At 49.6% G+C, this 23,024-nt stretch carries 22 protein-coding genes and 1 pseudogene; 4 read left to right on the forward strand and 19 right to left on the reverse strand.

Annotated elements, in window-relative coordinates:
* Nucleotides 1-29: 29 nt before the first annotated feature.
* The 15 genes and pseudogenes from traM to ACNOGP_RS10230 all read right to left on the reverse strand — a co-directional run bounded on the left by traM (nt 30) and on the right by ACNOGP_RS10230 (nt 12,653).
* Complete coding sequence (traM, locus tag ACNOGP_RS10160; RefSeq protein ID WP_004291521.1) at nt 30-1,382, reverse strand: conjugative transposon protein TraM; 1,353 nt, start codon at nt 1,380-1,382, stop codon at nt 30-32.
* Nucleotides 1,363-1,671 carry a TraL conjugative transposon family protein gene (locus ACNOGP_RS10165; RefSeq protein ID WP_004291520.1) on the reverse strand — a complete coding sequence of 103 codons (309 nt, stop codon included), beginning with the start codon at nt 1,669-1,671 and terminating at the stop codon, nt 1,363-1,365. The genes traM and ACNOGP_RS10165 overlap by 20 nt, the downstream gene beginning before the upstream one ends.
* A gap of 6 nt (nt 1,672-1,677) precedes the next feature.
* Complete coding sequence (gene traK / locus ACNOGP_RS10170) at nt 1,678-2,301, reverse strand: conjugative transposon protein TraK (protein ID WP_004291519.1); 624 nt, start codon at nt 2,299-2,301, stop codon at nt 1,678-1,680.
* Between the two features lie 31 nt (nt 2,302-2,332).
* Nucleotides 2,333-3,337, reverse strand: coding sequence for a conjugative transposon protein TraJ (gene traJ, locus ACNOGP_RS10175; protein WP_004291518.1), 1,005 nt, complete (start codon nt 3,335-3,337; stop codon nt 2,333-2,335).
* A 3-nt stretch (nt 3,338-3,340) separates the two neighbouring features.
* Nucleotides 3,341-3,883: a conjugal transfer protein TraI gene (locus tag ACNOGP_RS10180; RefSeq protein ID WP_250699291.1), complete on the reverse strand. Its 543-nt coding sequence runs from the start codon at nt 3,881-3,883 to the stop codon at nt 3,341-3,343.
* On the reverse strand, nt 3,867-5,546 hold the full coding sequence (gene ltrA, locus ACNOGP_RS10185) for a group II intron reverse transcriptase/maturase (RefSeq protein WP_418214712.1): 1,680 nt from the start codon (nt 5,544-5,546) through the stop codon (nt 3,867-3,869). Before ltrA ends, ACNOGP_RS10180 begins: the two co-directional genes overlap by 17 nt.
* 631 nt (nt 5,547-6,177) lie before the next feature.
* Nucleotides 6,178-6,357, reverse strand: a pseudogene (locus tag ACNOGP_RS10190) (DUF4141 domain-containing protein); the annotation flags it as partial.
* Nucleotides 6,358-6,398: 41 nt separating this feature from the next.
* On the reverse strand, nt 6,399-6,779 hold the full coding sequence (locus ACNOGP_RS10195; protein ID WP_004291516.1) for a DUF3876 domain-containing protein: 381 nt from the start codon (nt 6,777-6,779) through the stop codon (nt 6,399-6,401).
* A 40-nt stretch (nt 6,780-6,819) separates the two neighbouring features.
* Nucleotides 6,820-9,324 carry a TraG family conjugative transposon ATPase gene (locus ACNOGP_RS10200; protein ID WP_004291515.1) on the reverse strand — a complete coding sequence of 835 codons (2,505 nt, stop codon included), beginning with the start codon at nt 9,322-9,324 and terminating at the stop codon, nt 6,820-6,822.
* Nucleotides 9,321-9,653 (reverse strand): DUF4133 domain-containing protein, encoded by a 333-nt coding sequence (locus tag ACNOGP_RS10205; protein WP_004291514.1) that lies wholly within the window; start codon nt 9,651-9,653, stop codon nt 9,321-9,323. The genes ACNOGP_RS10200 and ACNOGP_RS10205 overlap by 4 nt, the downstream gene beginning before the upstream one ends.
* 10 nt (nt 9,654-9,663) lie before the next feature.
* A complete protein-coding gene (locus ACNOGP_RS10210) occupies nt 9,664-9,981 on the reverse strand; it encodes a DUF4134 domain-containing protein (RefSeq protein WP_002560983.1) in 318 nt (105 codons plus the stop codon).
* A 201-nt stretch (nt 9,982-10,182) separates the two neighbouring features.
* On the reverse strand, nt 10,183-10,911 hold the full coding sequence (locus ACNOGP_RS10215) for a hypothetical protein (RefSeq protein ID WP_004304280.1): 729 nt from the start codon (nt 10,909-10,911) through the stop codon (nt 10,183-10,185).
* A 16-nt stretch (nt 10,912-10,927) separates the two neighbouring features.
* Nucleotides 10,928-11,281 (reverse strand): DUF3408 domain-containing protein, encoded by a 354-nt coding sequence (locus tag ACNOGP_RS10220; protein ID WP_004291505.1) that lies wholly within the window; start codon nt 11,279-11,281, stop codon nt 10,928-10,930.
* A gap of 2 nt (nt 11,282-11,283) precedes the next feature.
* On the reverse strand, nt 11,284-11,724 hold the full coding sequence (locus ACNOGP_RS10225) for a DUF3408 domain-containing protein (RefSeq protein ID WP_004291503.1): 441 nt from the start codon (nt 11,722-11,724) through the stop codon (nt 11,284-11,286).
* Nucleotides 11,725-11,726: 2 nt separating this feature from the next.
* Complete coding sequence (locus tag ACNOGP_RS10230; protein ID WP_005783105.1) at nt 11,727-12,653, reverse strand: ParA family protein; 927 nt, start codon at nt 12,651-12,653, stop codon at nt 11,727-11,729.
* Between ACNOGP_RS10230 and ACNOGP_RS10235 the strand changes: the two genes are divergently transcribed.
* From ACNOGP_RS10235 to mobC, 4 genes are all read left to right on the forward strand, one after another.
* A complete protein-coding gene (locus tag ACNOGP_RS10235) occupies nt 12,652-12,816 on the forward strand; it encodes a hypothetical protein (RefSeq protein ID WP_196029218.1) in 165 nt (54 codons plus the stop codon). The genes ACNOGP_RS10230 and ACNOGP_RS10235 overlap by 2 nt on opposite strands.
* A 381-nt stretch (nt 12,817-13,197) precedes the next feature.
* On the forward strand, nt 13,198-13,626 hold the full coding sequence (gene mobA / locus ACNOGP_RS10240; protein ID WP_004291488.1) for a conjugal transfer protein MobA: 429 nt from the start codon (nt 13,198-13,200) through the stop codon (nt 13,624-13,626).
* Nucleotides 13,605-14,852, forward strand: a complete 1,248-nt coding sequence (mobB, locus tag ACNOGP_RS10245) for a conjugal transfer protein MobB (RefSeq protein WP_004291483.1) — start codon at nt 13,605-13,607, stop codon at nt 14,850-14,852. The genes mobA and mobB overlap by 22 nt, the downstream gene beginning before the upstream one ends.
* A 30-nt stretch (nt 14,853-14,882) precedes the next feature.
* Nucleotides 14,883-16,901, forward strand: coding sequence for a conjugal transfer protein MobC (mobC, locus tag ACNOGP_RS10250; RefSeq protein WP_004291482.1), 2,019 nt, complete (start codon nt 14,883-14,885; stop codon nt 16,899-16,901).
* 131 nt (nt 16,902-17,032) lie between these two features.
* Here the strand turns inward: mobC and ACNOGP_RS10255 are convergent, their stop codons facing one another.
* The 4 genes from ACNOGP_RS10255 to ACNOGP_RS10270 form a co-directional block, all read right to left on the reverse strand.
* Entirely contained in the window at nt 17,033-20,287 is a 3,255-nt protein-coding gene (locus ACNOGP_RS10255) for a P-loop NTPase fold protein (protein WP_004291481.1), read from the reverse strand.
* 16 nt (nt 20,288-20,303) lie between these two features.
* Complete coding sequence (locus ACNOGP_RS10260) at nt 20,304-21,434, reverse strand: ATP-binding protein (RefSeq protein ID WP_004291480.1); 1,131 nt, start codon at nt 21,432-21,434, stop codon at nt 20,304-20,306.
* 301 nt (nt 21,435-21,735) lie between these two features.
* Nucleotides 21,736-22,341 (reverse strand): RteC domain-containing protein, encoded by a 606-nt coding sequence (locus ACNOGP_RS10265; protein ID WP_004304269.1) that lies wholly within the window; start codon nt 22,339-22,341, stop codon nt 21,736-21,738.
* 238 nt (nt 22,342-22,579) lie between these two features.
* On the reverse strand, nt 22,580-23,002 hold the full coding sequence (locus ACNOGP_RS10270; protein WP_004291474.1) for a dihydrofolate reductase family protein: 423 nt from the start codon (nt 23,000-23,002) through the stop codon (nt 22,580-22,582).
* Between the last annotated feature and the right edge of the window lie 22 nt (nt 23,003-23,024).

Consider the following 23,024-nt stretch of genomic DNA (forward strand, 5'->3'; position numbering starts at 1 on the left):
TTGGATTTTAGTGGTAATTTTTATTGTTTTCAATATTTTTCTTGGTAAAGCATGACCCTGTACCCGGCTTTCAGATGCACCTTGACGGTTCGCATCTTTTTGGCGATGTACTGGCTCGTGCCTTGTATCAGCCCCTTGCCCAAGTCGGAGGCGAGCTGCGCCCCGGCATTGGTGGAGATGTTGATGCTGCTTCCCAGCGAGCCGCCCATGTTGGCGGCGACCTCCCGGACGGCGTTCATCTCCATCGAGTTCGGGATGAAGATGCCGGGCTGTCCGTCCGTGTCATAGACCGCAAGCTCCACGGGGATAATCGTGCCGTCGTATTCCAGCGAGGTAATCTCGATGTCGAGCCGCTCACCCTGTATCTTGCCCGTGCCGACCACCACCGCACCCCGGGGTATTGTCCTGCCTGCCACCGCCATAGGCTCCAGCAGGCGCAGCCTTACCGTCTGCCCGTCCGTCACGCTCTGCGCCCCATGCACGCACGCCGGTATGGTGTTCCTGTCCAATACCTCCGCCGTGCCGACAGCCGTGTTGAAACCCCGGTTGCGTTCCTGCGATAAGGCGGCGACAAACTCCGCGTTACTCATAGGCTGTGAGAGTGAAGAAACTACTTGATGCTCCACCTGTCTGATAGGCATTGCCTTGTTCTTCTTCCCTTTCTGCACGGTAGTTGGCTCTGCCCTCTGTTCCGCCGATGGCTGTCCTCCGTTCTGACCGCCCATGTACTTTGCCGCCAGCTCGTAGGACTTCTCCATAAGAGCCACCTGCTCGTCCATAGAGGAAGCCTTGCCCCTCTCGCTTTCCAGTTCCGACTCCAGCGATGCGATGCGCTCCAACAATTCGTCCATCTCCGCATTGTCGTTTTTCGGCTGGTCGTAGAAGTTTCCGAGCGTGGCGTTCAGGTCACGGTAGGCGGCTGCGGAGGACTGGATGGTCTGCGGCGTGGCTGGCTTTGCCCTTTCTTCCTTGCCGCCCGGATTGGCGAGGTCGAAGTCCACTCCGTTCTCCGTTCCCGCTATCTCGCGGTCGAACATGTCGCCCAGCTGCCCGATGGCACGGTTGCGGCTCTCCTGACGCTCTTCCATCTCCCCATGCTCGTAGGCTTTCAGCTTGTCGCCGATAATCTGCCGGTTCGCCTTGTCAGCGTCGGGCATCTCGGTGTTGTATCCGTCCGTTCCCGGCGGTTGCTCCTTGCCGGAGGACGGGGCGAATATCAGCCACATCGCCCCGATGAACACCAACACCATAGCGGGCAGCACGATCATCTTCTGCCGTTTCAGCCGTTGCGCCTCTGTCAGCGGTTCGCGCTCCTTTTTCGGTTTCCCCGTTTCGGGAGCAGCTTTGTTCTCTTTCGTCGGTTCATTCTTTGTCTGTTCCATATAAATAAGGTGTTAAGTGATTGCCTGTTTCCGCCGGGGTCGGCAGTTCCACCCGTCCGGCGTGTCCCGTTTCCATATGTGAGCCGTCGTTCCTGCCGATGTCATAGACGGCTCTGCCGAAGGTGTAAAGGGCAAGCACCGCGAAGGCGGCGAACATCCCCAGCACGATGCGGCGGCGTGTTTCCGGCGGCAAGCCGTCCAGATACCCTTTGAGACTTGCCGCCAAGCGTTTCCGTTTGTCGTGGAGTTTCCAATACATGCCCCACATTGATTTTCTGATACTTTTCATGTCCTGTTACCGTTTGATAGTCTGTAAATCCTTGTTCTCAATGATGGTGAAACCCTCGATGGTAAAACCGTTCGGGTTGTCATCCGACCGCGATGCGTTCAGCAGGCGGCAGGTGGTCACGAGGCTGCGCTCGGTGACGTTGCTCTGCCGGATGATTTTCTGTGTGGCGTAGGTCACGGCACGGTAGGGATAGGCGTTGAAGTCGCACACCACGCTGTCCACCTTCAGCACTTGGTTGATGTTCCCGGCGATGATGCGGTTGTAGTACCCCTTCTCCGCGAAGTCCGAATAATAGTGGTACACGCTCTTGTCCGCCAGCAGCAAGGCACGTTTCACGTTGTGTTCAATCGCGCTTTTTTCAGGTGATAGCGTGAAGAACATCTCGTGGAAACGGCGCACATGTTCCCGTGCCTCCGCCGGGCGGTTCTGCGACAAATCCTGAGACAAGGCGAGCATCAGGCTCTTGCCGTTGTCCAGCACATAGATTTTCTCCCGTTGCTTCTCTGCGAAACGGTAGGAGTTCCACACGCTCCACACCGTCACCACGGCGCACAGCGAGAGGAAGACGATACCGAACAGGCGTATCTGCCTGAACGACGATTCGATGTTTCTAAGTGATTTGAATTCCATTTATATTTTCCAATTTATGATTGCACATTGATTATTTCAGCAATTTGCCGACACGTCCGACTGCGTTTCCTGCGGCTGCACCCGCCACGCTGCCCGCCATGCTTCCGGCTCGTCCCGCCATCTGGTTCACGTTGCGACCGTAACCGCCCATGCCTCCGGCTTGGATAATCCAGCCCGCAACGGTGGGAATGGTAAAGTAGCCGATGATGCCGATGCAGAGGAATACGATATACACCCCGTCGCTCGAATCCAGCGAGAAGTTCGGGTCTGCCTGCATCCGCTCGATGTCGTTTTGCAGCATCAGAACCTGTATCTTCGCCAGTATGGTGCTGAACATGTCCGATACCGGTAGCCACAGATAGACCTGTATATAGCGGCATATCCACTGCGTGAGCGTGTTTTGGAAACCGTCCCATACCGACAGGGCGAAGGCTATCGGACCGAGAATCGCCAGCACCACGAGAAAGAAGGTGCGGACGGTGTCTATCACGAGGGCGGCGGCTTGGAACAGCAGTTCGAGTATCTCGCGGAAGAAGTCGCGGATGCTCTTCTTCATGTTGTACATTCCCCGGTCGATATACATTCCCGCCATCGTCACCATGTCGGAGGGCGACCAGCCGAGTTCCTCCAGTTGCTTGTCAAATTCCTCGTTGGACACGAGGTAGGCGGTTTCGGGGTTGCGTACCATCGCCTCGTATTCCAGTTTGTCCTTCTGCTCCCGGTATCGGTTCATGTCCAGCGTTTCCGCCTCCAGCATCTTTGCCGTGCCCTGTACGACGGGTGAGAGGATGCTGTTTATCGTGCCCAGCACCACAGTCGGGAAGAACATGATGCACAGACCGATGGCAAAAGGACGGAGCATCGGGAATACGTCTATCGGTTCAGCTCTCGCCAGCGACTGCCATACCCGGTAGGCGACGTAGAACAGCGCACCCAGCCCGGCGATGCCTTTCGCCACACCAGCCATGTCCCCACACAGCGGCATCATCTGCTCATAAAGTGAACGTAAAATCTGATGAAGGTTGTCGAACTTCATAGGCTACCAGTATCTTTCGTTCATGTTCCCGTACAGCCCCATGATGCGGTCGAGGTCGTTCTTCTTTTTCGCACGCAGGTAACTCACGGAGATGTTCTTGTTCGTGTAGTAGCTCACGAGGTTGCGGTAACGCTTCATCTTCGAGTGGCAGCGTTCCACCACGTCCATGCGCTCCTTGTCGGTCATGGAGAGCGTGGTGATGTTCACCACGTTCCTGAGTTCCGTCAACACTTCGTTGCTTTCCTCCAGCAGTTTCGTGTAGCCGAAAGCGATTGCGGAAAGCTCTTCGGGTCTGAAATTCCCGTCACGGAGCATCCGTTGGAAACTGTTCACATAGATGTCTGTGATGTCGCCCACCATCAGGATGGTCTGCTGCACCTTGCGGGCGTCCTTGACCAGATTGTTCACCGATTTGAGGGCATCGTAATACTTCTTGTCGAGTAGGTCGGCATCCTTGCGGATGCTTTCCCCTCTAAGAACCGTACATGATACTTTCGCATCATACGGCTCAAGCAACTCAAAGTTTCTGTTATGAAACCGGCTCATATTCTTCTTTGTTAAAGGGTTTGACATTAAACCTGCCGCAGTGGTTATGCACAAGCGTTCGCTCGGCATGTCCGTTTACCGTTTTCTCGGAAACCCTCCAAAGGGTATTCCGGGTTATGGGTTCCCCGCAGCAGGGACATCTGCGCTGTTGGCGTTTCCAGATTCTGACAATCGTGTTTCTGCCTCTCGCAGACTGGAGCATCAAGCGGGTTTCCCGCCTCTCGAAATACTCCCGCCATTCCGGATCATAGGGATTGGCATCGCATTTCAGCTTTGCATAGCGGGTAATTTTAGTATCCGTCAGCCACTTGATCGGGAACAGTTCCATTCTGCCCTCCTTGTCGAAAGGTGCGGCAAAAACCCATGTCCTGCCCCGGTGTCTGTGGAAATACTTTTCGACTACCCACCATTTCCCTTTCGCCGGATGTCGCCGGAGCGACCATTGCAAAAGTTTCTGGTAGATGTGGAAGTCCATCTTCTGGAAAATCCTGCCTGACACGACGTGTTGGTAATAGTTCGCCCACCCGGTTATGACCGGATTAAGAAGCCTGATGAGTGATTCCTGCGGGATTGTTTTGTGAGAATTGACGATCTCATTTACTTTCTGCTGGAATCTCTTTTGGCTCTCTTTAGACGGCATAATGAGGAGCTTGCCCTTGTACTTCCGAATATTGAAGCCCAAAAAGTCAAAGCCATCTTCAATGTGAGTTATCTTCGTCTTCTCTTCTGACAGGGTAAGCCCCCGGGCTTGAAGAAACTCTTTGATCATCGGCATGACCTCCTGTTCCAACATATCCCTACGTTGAGCGGTGACGATGAAGTCATCTGCGTAGCGGATAAGATGCACTTTCGGATAATACGTTCTTCGGGGCCCATACAAATCAATTCTCTGAAATCTGGTTTCGAGCATTGCTTGCAGGCCGTCAAGCGTCATGTTCGCAAGAGTCGGTGATATGATACCTCCCTGGGGAGTACCCTCTTCGGTGGGAAAGAGCTGTTTGTTGAATACAAAACCGCTTTTAAGCCATTTCCGGAGCATCACTTTATCCATCGGGATATTGTTGAGCAGCCATTCATGGCTGATGTGGTCGAAGCATCCTTTAATGTCGCCCTCCAGAACCCACTGCGGCGATGATTCTTTGGACAGATTGATGTAGCATTGATGGATGGCATCACCCGTGCACCTCTCTTTGCGGAATCCGTAGGAATGGTTGTCCGCAGTAGTTTCTGCTACGGGGTCTAATGCCATGAGATACAATGCCTGCATGGCTCTGTCTTTCATCGTGGGTATTCCCAACGGGCGTAATTTCCCGTTGCTCTTGCGAATGTTTACCCGTTTCAAAGGCATGGGTCTGTAATCCCGCCTTCTCAACACACGAATGGCATTCGCCTTGGCAGCAGGAGTAGACCATAATACCTTGTCCACTCCCGATGTATTCTTCCCTTTGTTGGAAGTCACTCGTTTCACAGCCAGAGCTTTGGCCGTGAACGAGTGGGTCAGCAGCCACTGCAAGGATTTGACCTTGCCGTAGCGACCTTCCTTTTGAGCCTTTACAATACGTGCTTGCAGCTTTCTAACCTCCCGGTCGCATTTGTCCCAGTCGATATTCTCCCAGCGCGGCTGTCGGTCAGTAGGCGCACACGATCTTTTCATCTCGTTCATTTGCTTTCCTCCTTTAAAAAGTTCAACAAGTTTCTTGTAAAGAGTTACCTAATGCGGAAGTCTGCCCGGTTTCCCGTGGAGTAACATTGAAACTCCTATCCATTCCATTACAGAAGGGCATTCGCTTTTTCCGCAATCCTATACCCGCACCCCATTCGGTTCGCCTTGCGGCTCACTTACCTGTCCTTAAACAGGAGAGATACGGGCTTGCCACGTTTTACATAAATGACATCGAATGACTTAGGCTCTGTCTATACACCGGCAGCGCTTGTGTCCGTGTAACCCCACAAGGTTCGAGGTTATCCGGCTGCTTACCTTTTGGTTCAAGCCTTATAGCATCTTTAGCTTGTTTCATACCTTACGATGCGTCAATGACAGTTCACTTACGTTAGCCATATCACTCAGCCTCGCTCCCTAACCGCCTGATGCTGGCGATAATTGCGTCTGCCTCACGGCTTCCGCTTTCCTTGCGGCGGGCTACTTTGTCCGGGCGGCTTCGTACAAAACAATTGCTTGTAATGCACGCGCCCGTAGGCTACTGCTGACGGAACAGCAGGTTTAAACTCCGGCTTCCATACACGATGGACTATCCTCTGTTAAACAGTCATTTATGTAACTTTTCGTGTCACACGCCCTGCTGATAGATTTTCACCGTCTCCTGAAAGTTGCTCACCATGTTCGTGGCGGTCTTGGAGGTATGGATGATGTTTTTGGAGGCATTGATGATGCCCTGCGCTAGATTGCCCGGATCGCTTACGACCCACTGTGCGCTTGCCCTGCCCGCGAAAAGCAGGCACAGGCAGATAATCATTGTTATTCTTGTTCTCATGTTACTTTGGATTTTAGTGGTTGTTATTCTTCGGTCGGATGTCCCGGCTGCGGCTTCACCCGCACATAGTCCCCGTTTGGCGAGAAAGTCAGCACATCCGTGGCCTCGTTGTAGGACACGTCGATGCGGAAGCCGGTGTTCATGAACAGGTTGCCGTTCTCCTCCTGCAAGAGATAGGTTTCCGGCTTGAGCTTGCGGCGCAGACCGCTACGACGGAACACCGTCACTTTGTAGGCTTCGCCCTCCTTGTAGATAAGCACGTCAGGTTTTCCCTCCACGCTCTCCCAGTTCCCGCACAGCATGTCGCGGCGGTTGTCGGCCACGTCGCAGGATTGCAGCATCATGACCGCCAATCCGATAAGGCACTTGCTGACTTGCAGCATTTTCACTTTTGGTAAATTCATACGCGTTTTTCTTTTTTGGTTGATACATTCTGTTTTTTAGTTATTCCTTGTTTCTCCGCCTTTCGGCAAGCTGCCGGATGGCGGCTTCGATGTCGTCGCCCAGCTTCTCCGCCAGACGGTAAACCTCCACTTTTTCCGTTTCCTCGGTGGTGTACGCCAGATACTCTTCCGCGCTGACCTCCGTGGCATAGACCGCCGACTGCGTGCCGCCCAAGCCTATCCACACCTCCTTGTAGAGCCGTGAAGGGTTGTTCGCCATGTTGATGGAGAGTATCTGCGACTTCTCCTTTTCCGTCAGTCCGAGCAACGCCTGTATCTGGTCGAACTTGTTCATATATTTCCTTTGGTCAAGCAGGATTTTACAATCCGAGTTGTTGATAATGCTCTCTTTGACCACCGGAGAACTGATAATGTCGTCCACCTCCTGCGTCACCACGATTGCCTCGCCGTAATATTTTCTGACCGTCTTATACATATAGCGCAGATATTCAGCCATGTTCGCCGATGAGAGGGCCTTCCAAGCCTCTTCCACGATAAGCTGTTTCCGCACGCCTTTCAGCCGCCGCATCTTGTTGATGAAGGCTTCCATGATGATGATGGTCACGACGGGGAACAGTTCGCGGTTTTCTTTAATCGAATCTATCTCGAAGACGATGAACCGCTTGCCGAGCAGGTCGATGTTCTCCGTGGAGTTGAGCAGGAAATCGTAACGCCCGCCCCGGTAATACTGCCGCATGGTGGTGAGCATGTTGTCGATGTTGAAGTCGGACTTCTCCACCTTGATGTCACGCTGTGCCAGTTCCTTGCGGTAGTCGTCACGCATATACTCGTAGAAGGTGTTGAACGACGGCACGATGCTACGGTCGGATTGGATGCGCTCAATATAGGCACTCACGGCACTGCCCAGCTCGCCGCTCTCCGTCTTTGTCACCTTGTCGTCCTCCGACTTCCAGAGCGTCAGCAACAGGGTCTTGATGCTGTCCTTCTTCTCCACGTCGAAGATGTAATCGTCGGTGTAGAACGGGTTGAAGCTGATGGGCTTATCTTCCGTGTAGGTGAAATACACACCGTCCGCTCCGCCTGTCTTGCGTCGGATCATGCCGCACAAGCCCTGATAGGAGTTTCCCGTGTCCACCAATACCACATGTGCGCCTTGCTCATAATATTGGCGCACGAGGTGGTTCATGAAGAAAGACTTGCCGCTGCCCGAAGGACCCAGCACGAACTTGTTGCGGTTGGTCGTGATACCTCGCTTCATGGGCAGGTCGGAGATGTCAAGGTGCAGCGGTTTTCCCGTGAGCCTGTCCACCATCTTGATGCCGAAGGGCGAGAGCGAGCTGCGGTAGTTGGTTTCCTCTGTGAACAGGCACACCGCCTGTTCGATGAAGGTGTGGAAACTCTCTTCCGCCGGGAAGTCCGCCGCATTGCCGGGTATCGCCGCCCAGTAGAGTGTCGGGCAGTCGATGGTGTTGTGGCGCGGCACGCATTCCATGCTTGCCAACTGGCTGCCCACGTCGTTCTTGATATGCTTCAGTTCCTCCGCATCGTCGCTCCACGCCATGACGTTGAAGTGTGCCCGTACCGAGGTCAGTCCGTAGGAATGGGCTTCGTTCAGGTATTGGTCTATCCACTCGCGGTTGATGCTGTTGCTCCTTGAATAGCGAGATAGCGACTGCATGTTACGGGCGGACTTCTCGAACTTCTGCAAGGTTTCCTCACTGTTGTCTATCAGCACATACTGGTTGTAGATATGGTTGCAGGAGAGCAGAAGCCCCACCGGGGAGGCGAATGACAGTCGGCAGTCACTCCGGTCGGTGGAGAGCTTCTCGTAACGGGTGTCGGTAGCCACCTTGCCCGGCAGGTCTTCCGCGTCGGAGAGGGTGTGCAGACACAGGCGGTTGTCGCCGATGCGCATCTCCCTTGCCGAAAGCTCGATGTCCTGCAAGGTGGTGTCACCTTCCGGCATGAGCGAGAAGTAGCGTTCAATAAGTCCCGTCTTTCCCTCAGTACCCACAATCTCATCGGTGGAGAGGCGGCGCAGCCTGACAAGCCCGCTGTCGTTCATGATGCGCTCGAACTGTTCGCAGGCTTCCAAGAACTTGGTCGTGGTTTCCCTGTCCAGCTCCTTCGGGATGATATGTCCCCGGCACAGCGTGCTGAAATTGCTCTGCATCCGGTTACGCTCCTTTGTTGTCTTGGTCAGGTAGAGGTAGCAGGTGTGTTTCAGGTACGGACGCTCGTTGAAGTGACGCTCGAAAGAGCGGCTTAAAAAGCTCATGTCGTCCTTCTGAAGCTCCGGTTTGTAGCGTTCCTTGATGAACCAGTCCTGTTTGTGGACGACGGAGTAGTCCGGCAGCACCTTGATAGCCTTGCACCAGCAACTGTGTATCGCCTCGTACTCCGCACCCGTCACGGTGTAAAGTTCCGGTAGTTCCACCTCGAAAGCCACCGTGATGTCGGCGTCCTTTGAGATGATGCAGCCATGCTCCACCGCTAAAAGTGGGAACCTGTTTTCCAGTGTTGTCATTTTCGATGTATTCCTCATTGTCTTTCTTCCTTTCGTTGTCGTTTGAACAGACGGGTTATCCGCCGCCGGTTGATAAGGTATCGGGGATGGCTCCGTGCCGCTCCTAATTTCATCAGCCCGTGTTCACCGTACCGGGCGTTCAGCGCGAAGGTCTGCCATACAAGGAGGGAGGACGATGCCGCGCCGAAGCCGATACATATCCACTGGTCGATACCGACCATGTAGAGGATGACGAACAGGACGAAGAGAGCCAGCAGACCTCCGCAGAAGATGAAGAGGTACTGTGCCTTCAAGCCCTTGAACTCTACCGGACGGCCGATACCCTTGTTGATTGGGTATTCAGCCATACATTATTTATTAAAGGAAGAATGAGCGCAGGATGGTGGCGGCAACAATCAGGAAGATGCACGCGCCGAACCACGAGGCGGCTGTCTTGCTGGTGTCGGGGTCGCCCGATGAAAACTTGCCGTACACTTTTACGCCCCCGATAAGCCCGACGACTGCACCGATGGCGTATATCAGTTTAGTTCCGGGGTCGAAATAAGAACTCACCATAGAGGTGGCTTCGTTGATGCCCGCGATGCCGTTTCCCTGCGCGAAAGCGGAGGCGGTTGCGGCGATGACAAGTGCCGCGGAGAGGATTGCTTTTCTGTTTTTCAAGATGTTCTTGTTCATAAACTGTTCTTGTTTTTTGCCGTCAAAAGGGTGGATGGTCCTTTGTCGGGCGGTTGATACTTTGTTTCTTTACTTTGGTTTTAGTGGATGCCCGTTTGTTTCCACGGACGTGGGCGTGTCCGTTGCGGATGGGGATGCGCCTTGCGTTTCCTCGCCGCGTGGGTTGATGTCATTCTTTCATGTTCATTTCTTTTATTGTTGTCATACATAGTTGCGAATGTCGAACTCCTCGATGTTGTCCGGCACGACGAACTCCTTTTCAGATTTCTTCAGCCGAATCTCGATAAGCCCCTTGATGCGGATGCCTATCTCCGAAGAGCCTTCCATCATTTTCTCGTACAACTCCGTGCCCTCCATGTCGGTGAACACCTTAGCCGCCTTTTCACGTTCCGCCTGTGTCGCGTCCGGGTTTTTGGCGGTCTTGCAGGCGTCGTCAATCTCGTCAAAGCTGCTGCCCGAAGCCCGTGGCGTGTCCGAGGCGTCCTCTTCCGGTTCGTCGTCCCCGTATCCCAGTTCCTCCGGCGGTATGCTCGTGAAGGTCTCATCGAGTTTTTCCTCCGGGACTTGTGCCGGGCGGGATGCGTTTCCCGTTTTTCCGTCGTCAAAAGTAGCCTCTTCCTCCGACAGCTCAATGCCTTTTTCAATAGTGGCGGCTTCTTGCGTCGGTATGGCAGCGGTTGTCCGGGTGGATGCCATCCTGAAACGGCTCTTGCCGATGATGTCCGCCTTTTCCGCAGGGACTTCCTCGTGTGCCGCTATGCGTTTAGCCTCATTCCCGTCCAGTGACCGCCATAATCCGACAATGCCCTTGAAGAAGCGGACAATCCGCGTGTCCATGATGCGCTCGTAAAGGAGCAGGAACAGGAACCAGAGGTTGCAGCCGACCGATACCGCCAGCAGAATGTCTGTCATGCTGATTGTGTAATTCATATCCTTCCGTTTTTGGTTAGAATACTGAATTGTAATTTCGGGCATAAAGGCTCTTTATCGCATCTTCGCACTGGTTGAAGTGGTGCGTCAGCACATGGTCGATGTAAGCGGACAGCGTAAGCCGGTCATGCCCGATTACACGGGTGATACGCATGATACGCTCGTGGTACTCCGGGCGCACATACGCCATCTTCCCCTCACGTGCCTTTACTTCCGGGTCGCGGATGAACAGGCGTTCATAGTCCTTCTCACTGCATTTGCCGCTTACCGGGACAGGCGACAGTATTTCCACACTCGCCTGCACTTGGGTAAACATACCTCCGCAGTCTTGCTGTGGTCTTTTTTCATTCGGTGTCATTTCTTTTTCCATTTTCAAATCAGATCTTCACGTTGTTTCTTGTACAGTTCGTTGATTCTCTCCTTGTGCTGTTCCAGATGCTGGCGCAGCACGGTATCCACATATCCGCCTACTGAGATTTCCCCTCCGGCGATGTCGTTCACGATTCTGAGGATCTTGCCGTGGACGTCACGGCTGATATAGACACATTGGCGGGTCTTTATCTCGTTGCGGCGCAGGAATAGCTCGTTGTAGTCCTCGTCCTGCCTTTTCCGGCGTCCACTTTCCCTCTGCGCTTTTTCCCGTGTTACGGGTTGCACAGGAGATGGTTCCGGTGCGGCGGTGTCCTCTTCGGTCGGTGCAGCTGCGGGTACTTCCTGTGCGGGGCGCAGTGTCCCGTCCTGTGTGCGCCGCCCGATGGAGGCTAACAGCAGTTCCTCGTCGATGCCTTCCGTGTTCACTTTCCTGCTGCCCATGCTCACTGCGGTCTGATGATGTCGCTTATCTCTTCGGAAAACTCCCGGATGCCACTCCCTTTCAGCAGTGCCGTGTCCATCGGGAAGATGGTGGAGCGGAAAACGCTCTTGCGCTCTTCCGAAAGGTCACGGCGGAACTTCTTGCTGTCGGGCAAGCGGGTGGAAAGTACCGGAAAGCCCATTTCGGCTATCACTTCCTCGTAGATGCCGTACAAGTCGTTCCTCTCCCTGCCGTCCACCATCGTCCAGAACAGATGCAGCCCCTTTGTTTTCGCCTGTCCGGTAGTCATCAGCCTGTCGCGGAACATCGTGACGAATTTCAGGGTACTCTCCACGACAAAGCGGTCGGCACTCAGCGGAGTGAAAATGTAGTCCATCTGCGAGAGCGTCTTTATCACGCCGTTGCTTCGGAGTGTGCCGGGCATGTCGAAGAACACCACGTCGGGTTTCACGTCCTCAGTGGCAATCATCCTCTCGGCATCGTCGAGGGCGTTCACCGCATTGCTTTTGACGATGGTGTAGGCGTTCTTTTTGATCCGGCGGAAATGGTCGCAAGCGAGAGCCTTGAAGTAGGTGCTGCTGTCGATAAGCCCCATTTCGTGTTCGCGCAGCCCGTGGATGCTGTGCTGCGGGTCGTCGCAGTCCACGACGGCGACATTGTAGCCTTTCACGTTGTGCAGGTAGCTGGCGGCAAGTGCCGTGACAGTGGATTTGCCGATGCCACCTTTCTGTGTTGCGAATGCAACGAAGATTTCCTTACTCATAGTTCCATTTATTTTAATTGTTGATGATTTGTTTTTCTGTTTCCATACGGATTTGGCTGTCGCACCATCCGCTTCCGTGACTACACACGCAGGCGGGTCGTCGCGTATCCGGTTCTGTGGTGAAGCGGTGCGTCGGACAAATGGTGATTGACGACATTGCGTCATGAAGTCATTGAATCCATACGTCACCGAATTGTCGGAGAACCGGGTTTCCGACGGTTCGGGTATCCGTTTCGGCAAGTATCCGAAGAAGCGGATTTCCGGGTATTTGAATGTTCCGTTTATCATATCTTCAAATCGTTCGTTTCTTGAATCATGCTGCAAATAAACAAGTATATTTTGGAACCTGTATCACTTCTCCGGCAAGTGGCGGCACGTTGCGCCGGTTGGCAGTCATTGACCGGGTCAAGCATCTGTCCGATACCGCTTTAAGGGCGTAACTTTGCACCCGGACAGCAGGGTTCGCCGATGACGCGCGGCCCGGAGTCCTGAAAGGTATTTTCCCAATCCGTCCCCTGACGGATTTTTATGTTCACCTGAACATAGCAAGATGTCTTTTCAGCCGCTCAAAATATTTTGAGCAGCCACGAAAAGCACTTGCCCTTGCAGGGGGCGGGCTTTCCCTCCGAAGTCGGGAAGCCTTTCAGAACTGCGGTGCTGTAATCCGAAGCGGCGGCTTATGCCGTCAATCCGCTAAATCCAAAGTAATATGAAAGAGAAAAGGAAAAGCAAATCAGGGAGAAATCCCAAACTTGATCCGGCGGTGTACCGGTACACCGTCCGTTTCAACGAGGAGGAACACAACCGTTTCCTCGCCATGTTCGGAAAATCGGGTGTCTATGCACGGTCTGTTTTCCTCAAAGCGCACTTCTTCGGGCAACCGTTCAAGGTGCTGAAGGTGGACAAGACGTTGGTGGACTATTACACCAAACTGTCGGATTTTCATGCACAATTCCGTGCCGTGGGTACGAATTACAACCAAGTCGTGAAGGAACTGAGGCTGCATTTTTCAGAGAAAAAGGCGATGGCGTTGCTCTACAAATTAGAGCAACACACCGTCGAACTCGTGAAACTGAGCCGCCGGATTGTGGAACTTTCAAGGGAAATGGAGGCAAAATGGTCGCAAAAATCAGTGTAGGAAGTTCGTTGTACGGCGCGATTGCCTACAACGGGGAGAAGATTAACGAGGCGCAGGGGCGGCTTCTCACCACCAACCGCATCTACAATGACGGTTCGGGAACGGTGGACATAGGCAAGGCGATGGAGGGTTTTCTCACCTTCCTGCCACCGCAGATGAAGATCGAGAAGCCGGTGGTGCATATCTCTCTCAACCCGCACCCGGAGGATGTGCTGACCGATATTGAGTTGCAGAATATCGCCCGCGAGTATCTGGAAAAACTCGGTTTCGGAAACCAGCCTTATCTTGTATTCAAGCACGAGGACATCGACCGCCACCACCTGCACATCGTGACGGTCAACGTGGACGAGAACGGGAAAAGGCTCAACCGGGATTTTCTCTACCGCCGCAGCGACCGTATCCGCAGGGAACTGGAACAGAAGTACGGATTGCATCCGGCAGAACGTAAAAATCAGAGATTGGATAATCCGTTGCGCAAGGTGGCCGCATCGGCAGGTGATGTGAAGAAGCAGGTAGGCAACACCGTGAAGGCTCTGAATGGGCAGTACCGTTTCCAGACGATGGGCGAATACCGTGCGCTCCTTTCCTTATATAATATGACGGTGGAGGAAGCGAGGGGCAACGTGCGCGGACGGGAGTATCACGGGCTGGTCTATTCCGTCACGGACGACAAGGGTAACAAGGTGGGCAACCCGTTCAAATCCTCGCTTTTCGGGAAGTCCGCAGGCTATGAAGCCGTACAGAAGAAGTTTGTCCGTTCCAAATCGGAAATCAAGGATAGGAAACTGGCAGACATGACGAAACGCACCGTCCTTTCCGTGCTGCAAGGCACTTATGACAAGGACAAATTTGTATCCCAACTCAAAGAGAAGGGCATCGACACCGTACTGCGCTACACAGAGGAAGGGCGCATCTATGGGGCTACCTTCATCGACCACCGCACGGGATGCGTGCTGAACGGTTCGCGCATGGGTAAGGAGCTTTCGGCGAATGCCTTGCAGGAACACTTCACCCTGCCATACGCCGGACAACCGCCGATACCGCTATCCATCCCTGTGGATGCTGCGGACAAGGCACACGGGCAGACCGCCTACGACAGTGAAGATATATCGGGCGGTATGGGCTTGCTCACTCCCGAAGGTCCGGCGGTAGATGCCGAGGAAGAGGCTTTCATCCGGGCGATGAAGCGCAAAAAGAAGAAAAAACGCAAGGGCTTGGGTATGTAATCAGAGTATCAACAATTAAAAAATCAATGTATGTCACAACAAGAAGACGATTTGAGGGCATTGGCGAAAATCATGGATTTTCTGCGTGCCGTGAGTATCATTTTAGTGGTCATGAACGTGTACTGGTTCTGCTACGAAGCCATCCGGCTGTGGGGCGTGAACATCGGCGTGGTGGACAAAATCCTTCTGAACTTCGACCGCACGGCGGGGCTGTTCCATTCCATTCTCTACACGAAGCTGTTTTCCGTCCTTTTGCTTGCCTTGTCCTGTCTGGGTACGAAGGGTGTCAAGGGTGAGAAAATCACTTGGGGGAGAATCTGGACAGCATTTGCCGTCGGGTTCGTGCTGTTTTTCCTGAACTGGTGGTTGCTGCCCCTGCCGCTGCCGCTTGAAGCGGTGACGGGACTGTATGTCCTTACCATTGGAACGGGCTATGTCTGCCTGTTGATGGGTGGTCTGTGGATGAGCCGCCTGTTGAAACACAATTTGATGGAGGATGTTTTCAACAACGAGAACGAGAGTTTCATGCAGGAAACGAGGCTTATCGAAAGCGAGTATTCGGTCAATCTGCCGACACGTTTCTATTACAGGAAACGCTGGAACAACGGTTGGATCAATGTAGTTAATCCCTTCCGTGCGTCCATCGTGTTGGGTACGCCGGGCAGCGGCAAGTCCTATGCCGTGGTAAACAATTTTATCAAGCAACAGATTGAAAAGGGCTTTAGTCAATACATCTACGATTTCAAGTATCCCGACCTATCTACTATTGCCTACAACCATTTGCTGAACCACCCGGACGGCTACAAGGTAAAGCCGAAGTTCTATGTGATCAACTTCGACGACCCGCGACGCTCTCATCGGTGCAATCCCATTCACCCGGATTTTATGGAAGATATTACGGATGCCTATGAGAGTGCCTACACAATAATGCTCAACCTCAATAAAACGTGGGTGCAAAAGCAGGGCGACTTCTTCGTGGAGTCACCTATCATTCTGTTTGCCAGTATTATCTGGTATCTCAAAATCTATCAGAACGGGAAGTTTTGCACGTTTCCCCATGCTATCGAGTTTCTGAACCGCCGTTACGAGGATATATTTCCGATACTGACCTCTTATCCGGAGCTGGAGAACTACCTTTCGCCGTTCATGGATGCGTGGCTTGGAGGGGCTGCGGAGCAGCTCATGGGTCAGATAGCGTCGGCAAAAATCCCGCTTTCGAGGATGATTTCACCGCAGCTCTACTGGGTGATGTCAGACAGCGAGTTTACGCTGGACATCAACAATCCCGAAGAGCCGAAAATCCTCTGCGTGGGTAACAATCCCGACCGTCAGAATATCTACGGTGCGGCACTCGGTCTGTATAATTCCCGTATCGTGAAGCTCATCAACAAGAAGGGGATGCTGAAGTCATCGGTCATCATCGACGAGTTGCCCACAATATACTTCAAAGGGTTGGACAATCTTATAGCTACCGCCCGAAGCAACAAGGTTGCCGTGTGTCTGGGCTTTCAGGATTTCAGCCAGTTAGTGCGTGACTACGGGGACAAAGAGGCGAAAGTGGTGATGAACACTGTCGGCAATATTTTCTCCGGTCAGGTGGTGGGGGAAACAGCCAAGACGCTCTCCGAGCGGTTCGGTAAGGTGTTGCAGAAACGGCAGTCCATCTCCATCAACCGGCAGGATGTTTCCACCTCCATCAACACGCAGATGGACGCGCTCATTCCACCGAGTAAGATTTCCGGGCTTACGCAGGGAATGTTTGTCGGTTCTGTATCCGACAACTTCAACGAGCGTATCGAGCAGAAGATTTTTCATTGCGAGATTGTGGTGGATGCCGAAAAGGTGAAACGGGAAGAAAGTGCCTACAAGAAAATTCCCGTCATTACAAACTTCACGGACGAGGACGGCAACGACCGCATGAAGGAAACGGTGCAGGCGAACTACCGGCGCATCAAGGAAGAGGTGAAGCAGATTGTGCAGGAGGAACTGGAGCGTATCAAAAACGATCCGGTGCTGTGTAAACTGCTACCAGATAATGAGACTGTCTAACAAGTCCCCAAAATTGAAAATTATCCCTATCGAAGTTTGAAGTGACCCCCAAAAGTTGGATACAATTTTTTTGGGGGGCACTTCAGTTCTGACGGGTAAAATCGTAAAATTCGGACTTGTTAGACAAATACTTACGCGGTTTCAACCTCAGGTACTGAATCTATCGAATTGACAAATTTAACCAATTGCGGATCTGAATCTTTTTGTATGAGGTTTCGGAGACTCTTTTTCAATTCATAAGCATCATCCCCTGCTGTATTTATTAAATCCATATAAAAATCTTTGTTTTGCAGAATCAATGAACGGCATGCCCCATCGGAAATTACAGGTTTCACTATTTTATCAATAACGTCTCCAGCTTGACTTTTCAAATTACCATGCGATCTAAGCCATGTTTCGAAAAATTGAAACTTTATTGCATTGATAGTCTTTTTACCGATGCAGAAATCATTTCTTATATCGGTAACTGTCGATTTAATTTTTCGTTTATCCAATCTTTCAACTATATTCTTGAAACAATTAGGGAAAGGATTCAAACTTTGAGTTCCAGAAGCAATATCCATCAGAATCTTTTTGCCAAATTCAGTCAAGTTATCTGGCAAGGATTTGATTTTAGCCAGTAAATGTTTTATTGCGACAAACCAATAATATGATGTATGTGCTGTTCTTTGGGCGTATAATGTATCAACACTTATTTCAGACAACGCTTCGAACGCTATTTTATTGATATGATCGGTCAGGACATTGCTTATTTTAGTGGTCAAATCGTAAAAAGATGCGTCAGGAATTACATCTTTAATATTGTTCTTAGTGATATACTTATCCAAATCGGTATTCCACTCTGCTAAATGCTCGATAAATACCTCATCCGTTACACCTATTCTGTTCTTAATATCTTCAAATTGGGGCAATATGTCTGAGAGCAATAATTTATAGCCAAGTTTATGATTTACCATGTATTGTAGTGTTTCATTTAATAGCGGTATATTCCATCCCACACTATTTACTAATAAGTCTCCATGATCCACATAATAGTCCATGAGTTCTGCAACATATTTTATATCTCCACCCTCTATTAAGGAAACGGAATGACCATGTGCCAATTGCATGGCGACTAAATCGTAATATCCAGACTCTTTAATGTTTCGGCCATCAGTTTCTAATTCAGAATGCAACTGATTTATGTAGGTTGAATCTAACGTTACAGGTAAAGGTCTTTCTTCGTCAGATGCCAATAAACGATAGGTTGTAAATATAGCCCCTATATTATCTTTATTTACATTCTGTTCATCAATGCAATTCGTGATCGCTTGCAAAAGCGTTGGAAACGTATAGGTAGAATTATCTTTTAACGTTTTTACAATATCTGCATGGTCGAAATTATCGGGTAGTAAGTTTGCCAAATAATTATCGAGCGCCTCCGAATTTGTTGCTACTTGATAATATTTATATGCTTTAGTTGTCGCGTTATCCCGATAGGCAGCATCTGTTGCATTTGCAGCTTGAATATAATCGATAAATGTATTTGGCTTGACTGTTTTTGCTTCAATCAATGACGTAAAATCGCACGCCAACTTATTTTGCGCAATAAACCTGTCTATTGCATCTAACGTTTTGAAATAGTCGCCGCCATTGAAGTCATTGAACCGAACTATCTTCTTATATAATTGAGCAATCACATGGTTTTGGCTTTCCGTGTCTAAATGCAACAGCAGTTCTTGGTATTCGACAGGGAACACCTGCTTCTCTATGGATTCTTTTAATTTCAATTGTGCTATTCTTTGCCATACACGCAGAATAACATCGCTCTTTCGAGTTAATTTATGCAAACAATGTATAATCTTATCGATAAGCGCATTGTCCATACATTGTATAACTTCTTCTAATACAGTGTCAAATTGTTTATTAGTCTCTGCATATTGATTTATGTCGTGGTCTTCTTCTCCGTTGATGCAGCCTTCAATATATTTTTTCAATGGAATTTGTCGAGCATCTTCAACATCGACACCATATACCAAAGCTGCAATTTCGCGTTGTGTTTGCAGATCATTGTTAATTATTGTTTGAATGCCATTCAGATAGTCGCCGGACAATATTTGTTCTACTGGATTTGCCAGAATATCCGTCTTCTTCAAACAGAACAATGCTATGTTTATCATCAAAATTTCGTTACACCACTCTTGTTTAAGAGCGACCATCTCATTGATATATGATATAATTTCCCTAACATTGGCATTAGGATTTACCAATCTGAATATCCGATTTATAGTTTCTTTCGCTTCATTTTCTGTTTCTCCAAATGCTTCAACAAACAGTTTGTTGAATATACTTCGATAGTCGGTAATAACAGGAGGAGCAACACGATAAACAATAGGGAAAGTTTTATTGATAAAATACTTGGTCAGTTGTTTCGTTTGTTCGTCGGTCTCATCTCCGAATGCACAAGCTAAATGTGTTTCATCGAAAGGAATAACAGCCCAAACATTTTCAAAACCGCTATCGGCGAAGAACGTATGGATAGAAGACCATAATTCTTTTACTTTTTCAGCGGGGAGACGATCCATGTTGTCAAAAACAAGGACTAATTTACGTTGTCCTTTTTCCTTGATAAAATCAGAAATGTCTTGCATCCATGTTTTGAACTCGTAAACCGTTGGTTCGTCTTCGCTCAAAGTCTCATAGCAAACGTCCTTTTCGACTTTATCTTGATAAATAGCTAACATATAACTCCATCCATATTTATGATCTTTGCTATATGCCCATTTCCAAACGCACAATGCAATAAGAACTGGCAGTGCAGCTATGATAATAGACAATAAAGAAAACCACCATGTTGTGGGTGTAGGTTTTACTGCATACGCAATAAATGTAAATATCGGAGTTAAAACTGCAACCAAAAATGCCGCAACCATACCATTACTGATAAGGGGATATTTTTCGGTTACGGTCTCCGTTTTACGGGCTAATAAATATTTCAGCTTTTCAGACCATGATACGGTTTTCGTACCTCCACCTTTGACTTTTATTGTTGCATTTCCAGATAGGATACCATCATCAATAAGTTTGCTTGTAAGCAATTCCAATATAGAGCGGCGTTGCAAGTCCTCTTGATGTCCCCATGCGTCATACTCAAAAAAGTAATAGTCGTCTGATAATTCACGTTCCAACATTTTAACCACGTTGGATTTTCCAGATCCCCAAATACCTTCGATGCCGATAATTCGAGGTAAAGTACATTCCTCATCCAATGAATCATTCTGACAAAAATGGCGAGCAATAGTTTTTGCCAACCTTTCTTGCGAACCTCCATCGAATTTGTCAATACCACACGGTTTATTTTGGATAAACCGCGGATATTGCTGTTTGGATTGTAGTTTTGTTTCCATATACGTAATTTATTGATTATACGAACTCCAAATAATTCTCCCGATTTACCACATGAAACTCGGCATAGGGATAGGCTTCTTGGAAGGCTTTCGGTGCGGCCGGCATTTTATTTCCCCACTTGAACTCCAAGGCGGTAAGACTGTCGGCACTCTCCTCAATCAGGTCGATTTCCTGTTTGTCGTAGGTGCGCCAGAAATAGAACTCCCTGTGCAGTCCCTCATTGAAGTTCGCTTTGCGCCGCTCTCCGATGATGTAGTTCTCCCACAGCGCACCGACATCCTGCCGAATGGCCAGCGGTGAGAAAGCCCCGATAATGGCATTGCGAATGCCGTTGTCGTAGAAGTACCACTTGCCAGCTTTTGTAACCTCCTTGCGTAGGTTACGCGAATAAGCCCCCAGACGATAGATAACGAAGACCTTTTCCAATAGGTCGAGGTATTTTTCAACGGTCGTCTTGCTCATGCCGAGTTGTTTACCTAACTCTTCGTAAGAAACTTCGCTGCCCAACTGAAAAGCTATCAATCGCAGTAGATCGCGCATCTTGCTCGAATTTTTTAAGCCGTCAATTGCTAAGATATCTTTAAGCAGGTATGCACCGACAATATCACGTAGGTAGTCTGTTTTACGTTCATAGTTCTCCATCATTACTACTTCGGGATAGGAACCGTAAATCAAGCGCGCTTCGAGGTTCTGGCGGGTTTCAAGTGCCGTTTCCGTCTGTGCGATTTCCCGTTGCGAGAATGGTGTAAGGAGAAATTGCGTACTGCGGCCGACCAACGGTTCACCAGTCTTATTCAGCAAATCGAATGACGAAGAACCACTTGCCAAGACACTTATTCCCGGTATTTCATCAACTATCAACTTCAGAATACTACCGATTTGTGGTATGTTCTGTGCCTCATCAATAGCCAGCAAATCAATACCATCCAATAAATGCCGATAATTGGCTATTGAGCGATTCTCCAATAGTGCTAATGTGTCGTAGTCTTCGCCGTTGAGCATCATCGTCCTACCTGAATAGTTGTCCACAATTTTACGCATCATTACCGTTTTACCAACACGGCGAGCACCAAAAATCAGTACTGCTTTATTGGGCGCGATTCGTGCTGTAATCTTCTCTTGAAGTATTCTATTTACTGTTTCCATACCTTATAAAATATAATGCAAAGATAATCATATTTTTTTAATTGGCGAATTTTACAAAAAAAACGGGCTATTAAATGGCGATTTTTACAACCACAATCTTATGGAAGTTGTTTCATTGTTTTTAGTAATGATATATGTTCATACTATGATGACTCAATAATTTACCAGACATACGTTTCTGAAATTTGTCCTTATAGGAATGAAAAACTCACATATATTGTGCTAATTAATATATAATTAAATGAAAATAAAAAGACAGGATACGAGTATTCCTGTCTTCTCATATGTAATGGATATTTTTTTATTTTCTCATCCGCTCCAACTCCTCATCACGCAACATTCTCTCGTTCAGTTTTTCCTGCATCCTGTCAATGAAATAGGTGCGGCTTTCGTTCTTCCGGCGTTTGATATCAGTGTAGAAGCGGTAGCAGTCTTTAGAATCAACCCCGAATATCTTATAGAGAAGTGGGGCGAGCTGTTTGAGCGGCATATTGCCGTTGTTGATGCAGCCCATCACGTCTATGCCGTAGATAAGTTCCACGAGGTCGATGGCATTGCCCGTCCATTGAAGAAGGCTGGCGGTGGTTTCTGTTGCGTTGTTGGCGGATATTAGTGGTGGCACTTGGGGCGTGGCAAGGAATTTCTGCATCTTTCTTACGAAAGACAGAGCCTTGCTGACGTAGGCGGCAATCTCTCTTTTTTCTTCTGACAGATTACGTACGGGATGGTGCTGCAACTCGATTTCGATGTAGGCAAGCGCGATGACGGTAAGGTTCATGTCCATGCCGCCGTTGCACAGTTCGATCACTTGGGTGGCGAAAGCCGTGTATGCCGTTTCCATATTGCAGTCGCCGGCTTCGTTTATCAGGCGGAAAAAGTCGGTTTCCGCCAGCAAGAAATAATTCATGGTTCTGTCAATTTTGAAAATTACACTTTGTTTTCTGCGTGCGCACATGAATATAATTGGCAAAAAACGCGGCAGAAAATAAAAAATCCAACACTCAATTTTACAAAGTGCTGGATTTCAGAGGTATAAAATTCAGTATTTTTTCACAAGGACAAATTATCTCCGACTTAAATTGTTTGTAATCGGAACATTTATTCTATTCCTGAAAATAGAAATGTATGCTTGCCGCACATTTTGGCTATCTTGCTTTTTTATCAAGGATATAGATAATGCGACATACACCGTTGGGATAGCTTTTCAAAGAGGAAAGCGTCCAGTGTTGCTCTGGCAGAGCCGACTTAAAAAAATGTCGTCCGCTTCCGGATATGAAAGGAACGGTGTATAGTATGATTTCATCCACAGCGTGCATCCGCAGCAGTCCGTTTATATAGTCTGCCGTGTCCGGTGTGGCTTCCGCGAGGTAACGGATGTTTGTGCAGTCTTTTCTCCATTCGTGCAGCATTGAAATGGAATAGTCCGGTGTCACACGGTAAAAGGCTTTCTTCCTGATTTCATCAAGACCGCAACGGTCAAGGCACAAATCCTGATGTGCTTTATCATATAACTCTGAAGAAAGACATCCGTCCATCGTCAGTACGGCGAGAATCTGAACTTTACCCATAATCGTTTCCTTTCGTTAGGCA

Origin of the sequence: Bacteroides difficilis, assembly GCF_048319815.1 — a bacterium.
Lineage (GTDB): Bacteria > Bacteroidota > Bacteroidia > Bacteroidales > Bacteroidaceae > Bacteroides > Bacteroides zhangwenhongii.

What these genes read in the sequence shown, in the direction of transcription:
- traM (WP_004291521.1), bottom strand. Translation starts at nt 1,382, where the DNA reads ATGGAACAGACAAAGAATGAACCGACGAAAGAGAACAAAGCTGCTCCC.
- ACNOGP_RS10165 (WP_004291520.1), bottom strand. Translation starts at nt 1,671, where the DNA reads ATGAAAAGTATCAGAAAATCAATGTGGGGCATGTATTGGAAACTCCAC.
- traK (WP_004291519.1), bottom strand. Translation starts at nt 2,301, where the DNA reads ATGGAATTCAAATCACTTAGAAACATCGAATCGTCGTTCAGGCAGATA.
- traJ (WP_004291518.1), bottom strand. Translation starts at nt 3,337, where the DNA reads ATGAAGTTCGACAACCTTCATCAGATTTTACGTTCACTTTATGAGCAG.
- ACNOGP_RS10180 (WP_250699291.1), bottom strand. Translation starts at nt 3,883, where the DNA reads ATGAGCCGGTTTCATAACAGAAACTTTGAGTTGCTTGAGCCGTATGAT.
- ltrA (WP_418214712.1), bottom strand. Translation starts at nt 5,546, where the DNA reads ATGAACGAGATGAAAAGATCGTGTGCGCCTACTGACCGACAGCCGCGC.
- ACNOGP_RS10195 (WP_004291516.1), bottom strand. Translation starts at nt 6,779, where the DNA reads ATGAATTTACCAAAAGTGAAAATGCTGCAAGTCAGCAAGTGCCTTATC.
- ACNOGP_RS10200 (WP_004291515.1), bottom strand. Translation starts at nt 9,324, where the DNA reads ATGAGGAATACATCGAAAATGACAACACTGGAAAACAGGTTCCCACTT.
- ACNOGP_RS10205 (WP_004291514.1), bottom strand. Translation starts at nt 9,653, where the DNA reads ATGGCTGAATACCCAATCAACAAGGGTATCGGCCGTCCGGTAGAGTTC.
- ACNOGP_RS10210 (WP_002560983.1), bottom strand. Translation starts at nt 9,981, where the DNA reads ATGAACAAGAACATCTTGAAAAACAGAAAAGCAATCCTCTCCGCGGCA.
- ACNOGP_RS10215 (WP_004304280.1), bottom strand. Translation starts at nt 10,911, where the DNA reads ATGAATTACACAATCAGCATGACAGACATTCTGCTGGCGGTATCGGTC.
- ACNOGP_RS10220 (WP_004291505.1), bottom strand. Translation starts at nt 11,281, where the DNA reads ATGGAAAAAGAAATGACACCGAATGAAAAAAGACCACAGCAAGACTGC.
- ACNOGP_RS10225 (WP_004291503.1), bottom strand. Translation starts at nt 11,724, where the DNA reads ATGGGCAGCAGGAAAGTGAACACGGAAGGCATCGACGAGGAACTGCTG.
- ACNOGP_RS10235 (WP_196029218.1), top strand. Translation starts at nt 12,652, where the DNA reads ATGAAGTCATTGAATCCATACGTCACCGAATTGTCGGAGAACCGGGTT.
- ACNOGP_RS10230 (WP_005783105.1), bottom strand. Translation starts at nt 12,653, where the DNA reads ATGACGCAATGTCGTCAATCACCATTTGTCCGACGCACCGCTTCACCA.
- mobA (WP_004291488.1), top strand. Translation starts at nt 13,198, where the DNA reads ATGAAAGAGAAAAGGAAAAGCAAATCAGGGAGAAATCCCAAACTTGAT.
- mobB (WP_004291483.1), top strand. Translation starts at nt 13,605, where the DNA reads ATGGTCGCAAAAATCAGTGTAGGAAGTTCGTTGTACGGCGCGATTGCC.
- mobC (WP_004291482.1), top strand. Translation starts at nt 14,883, where the DNA reads ATGTCACAACAAGAAGACGATTTGAGGGCATTGGCGAAAATCATGGAT.
- ACNOGP_RS10255 (WP_004291481.1), bottom strand. Translation starts at nt 20,287, where the DNA reads ATGGAAACAAAACTACAATCCAAACAGCAATATCCGCGGTTTATCCAA.
- ACNOGP_RS10260 (WP_004291480.1), bottom strand. Translation starts at nt 21,434, where the DNA reads ATGGAAACAGTAAATAGAATACTTCAAGAGAAGATTACAGCACGAATC.
- ACNOGP_RS10265 (WP_004304269.1), bottom strand. Translation starts at nt 22,341, where the DNA reads ATGAATTATTTCTTGCTGGCGGAAACCGACTTTTTCCGCCTGATAAAC.
- ACNOGP_RS10270 (WP_004291474.1), bottom strand. Translation starts at nt 23,002, where the DNA reads ATGGGTAAAGTTCAGATTCTCGCCGTACTGACGATGGACGGATGTCTT.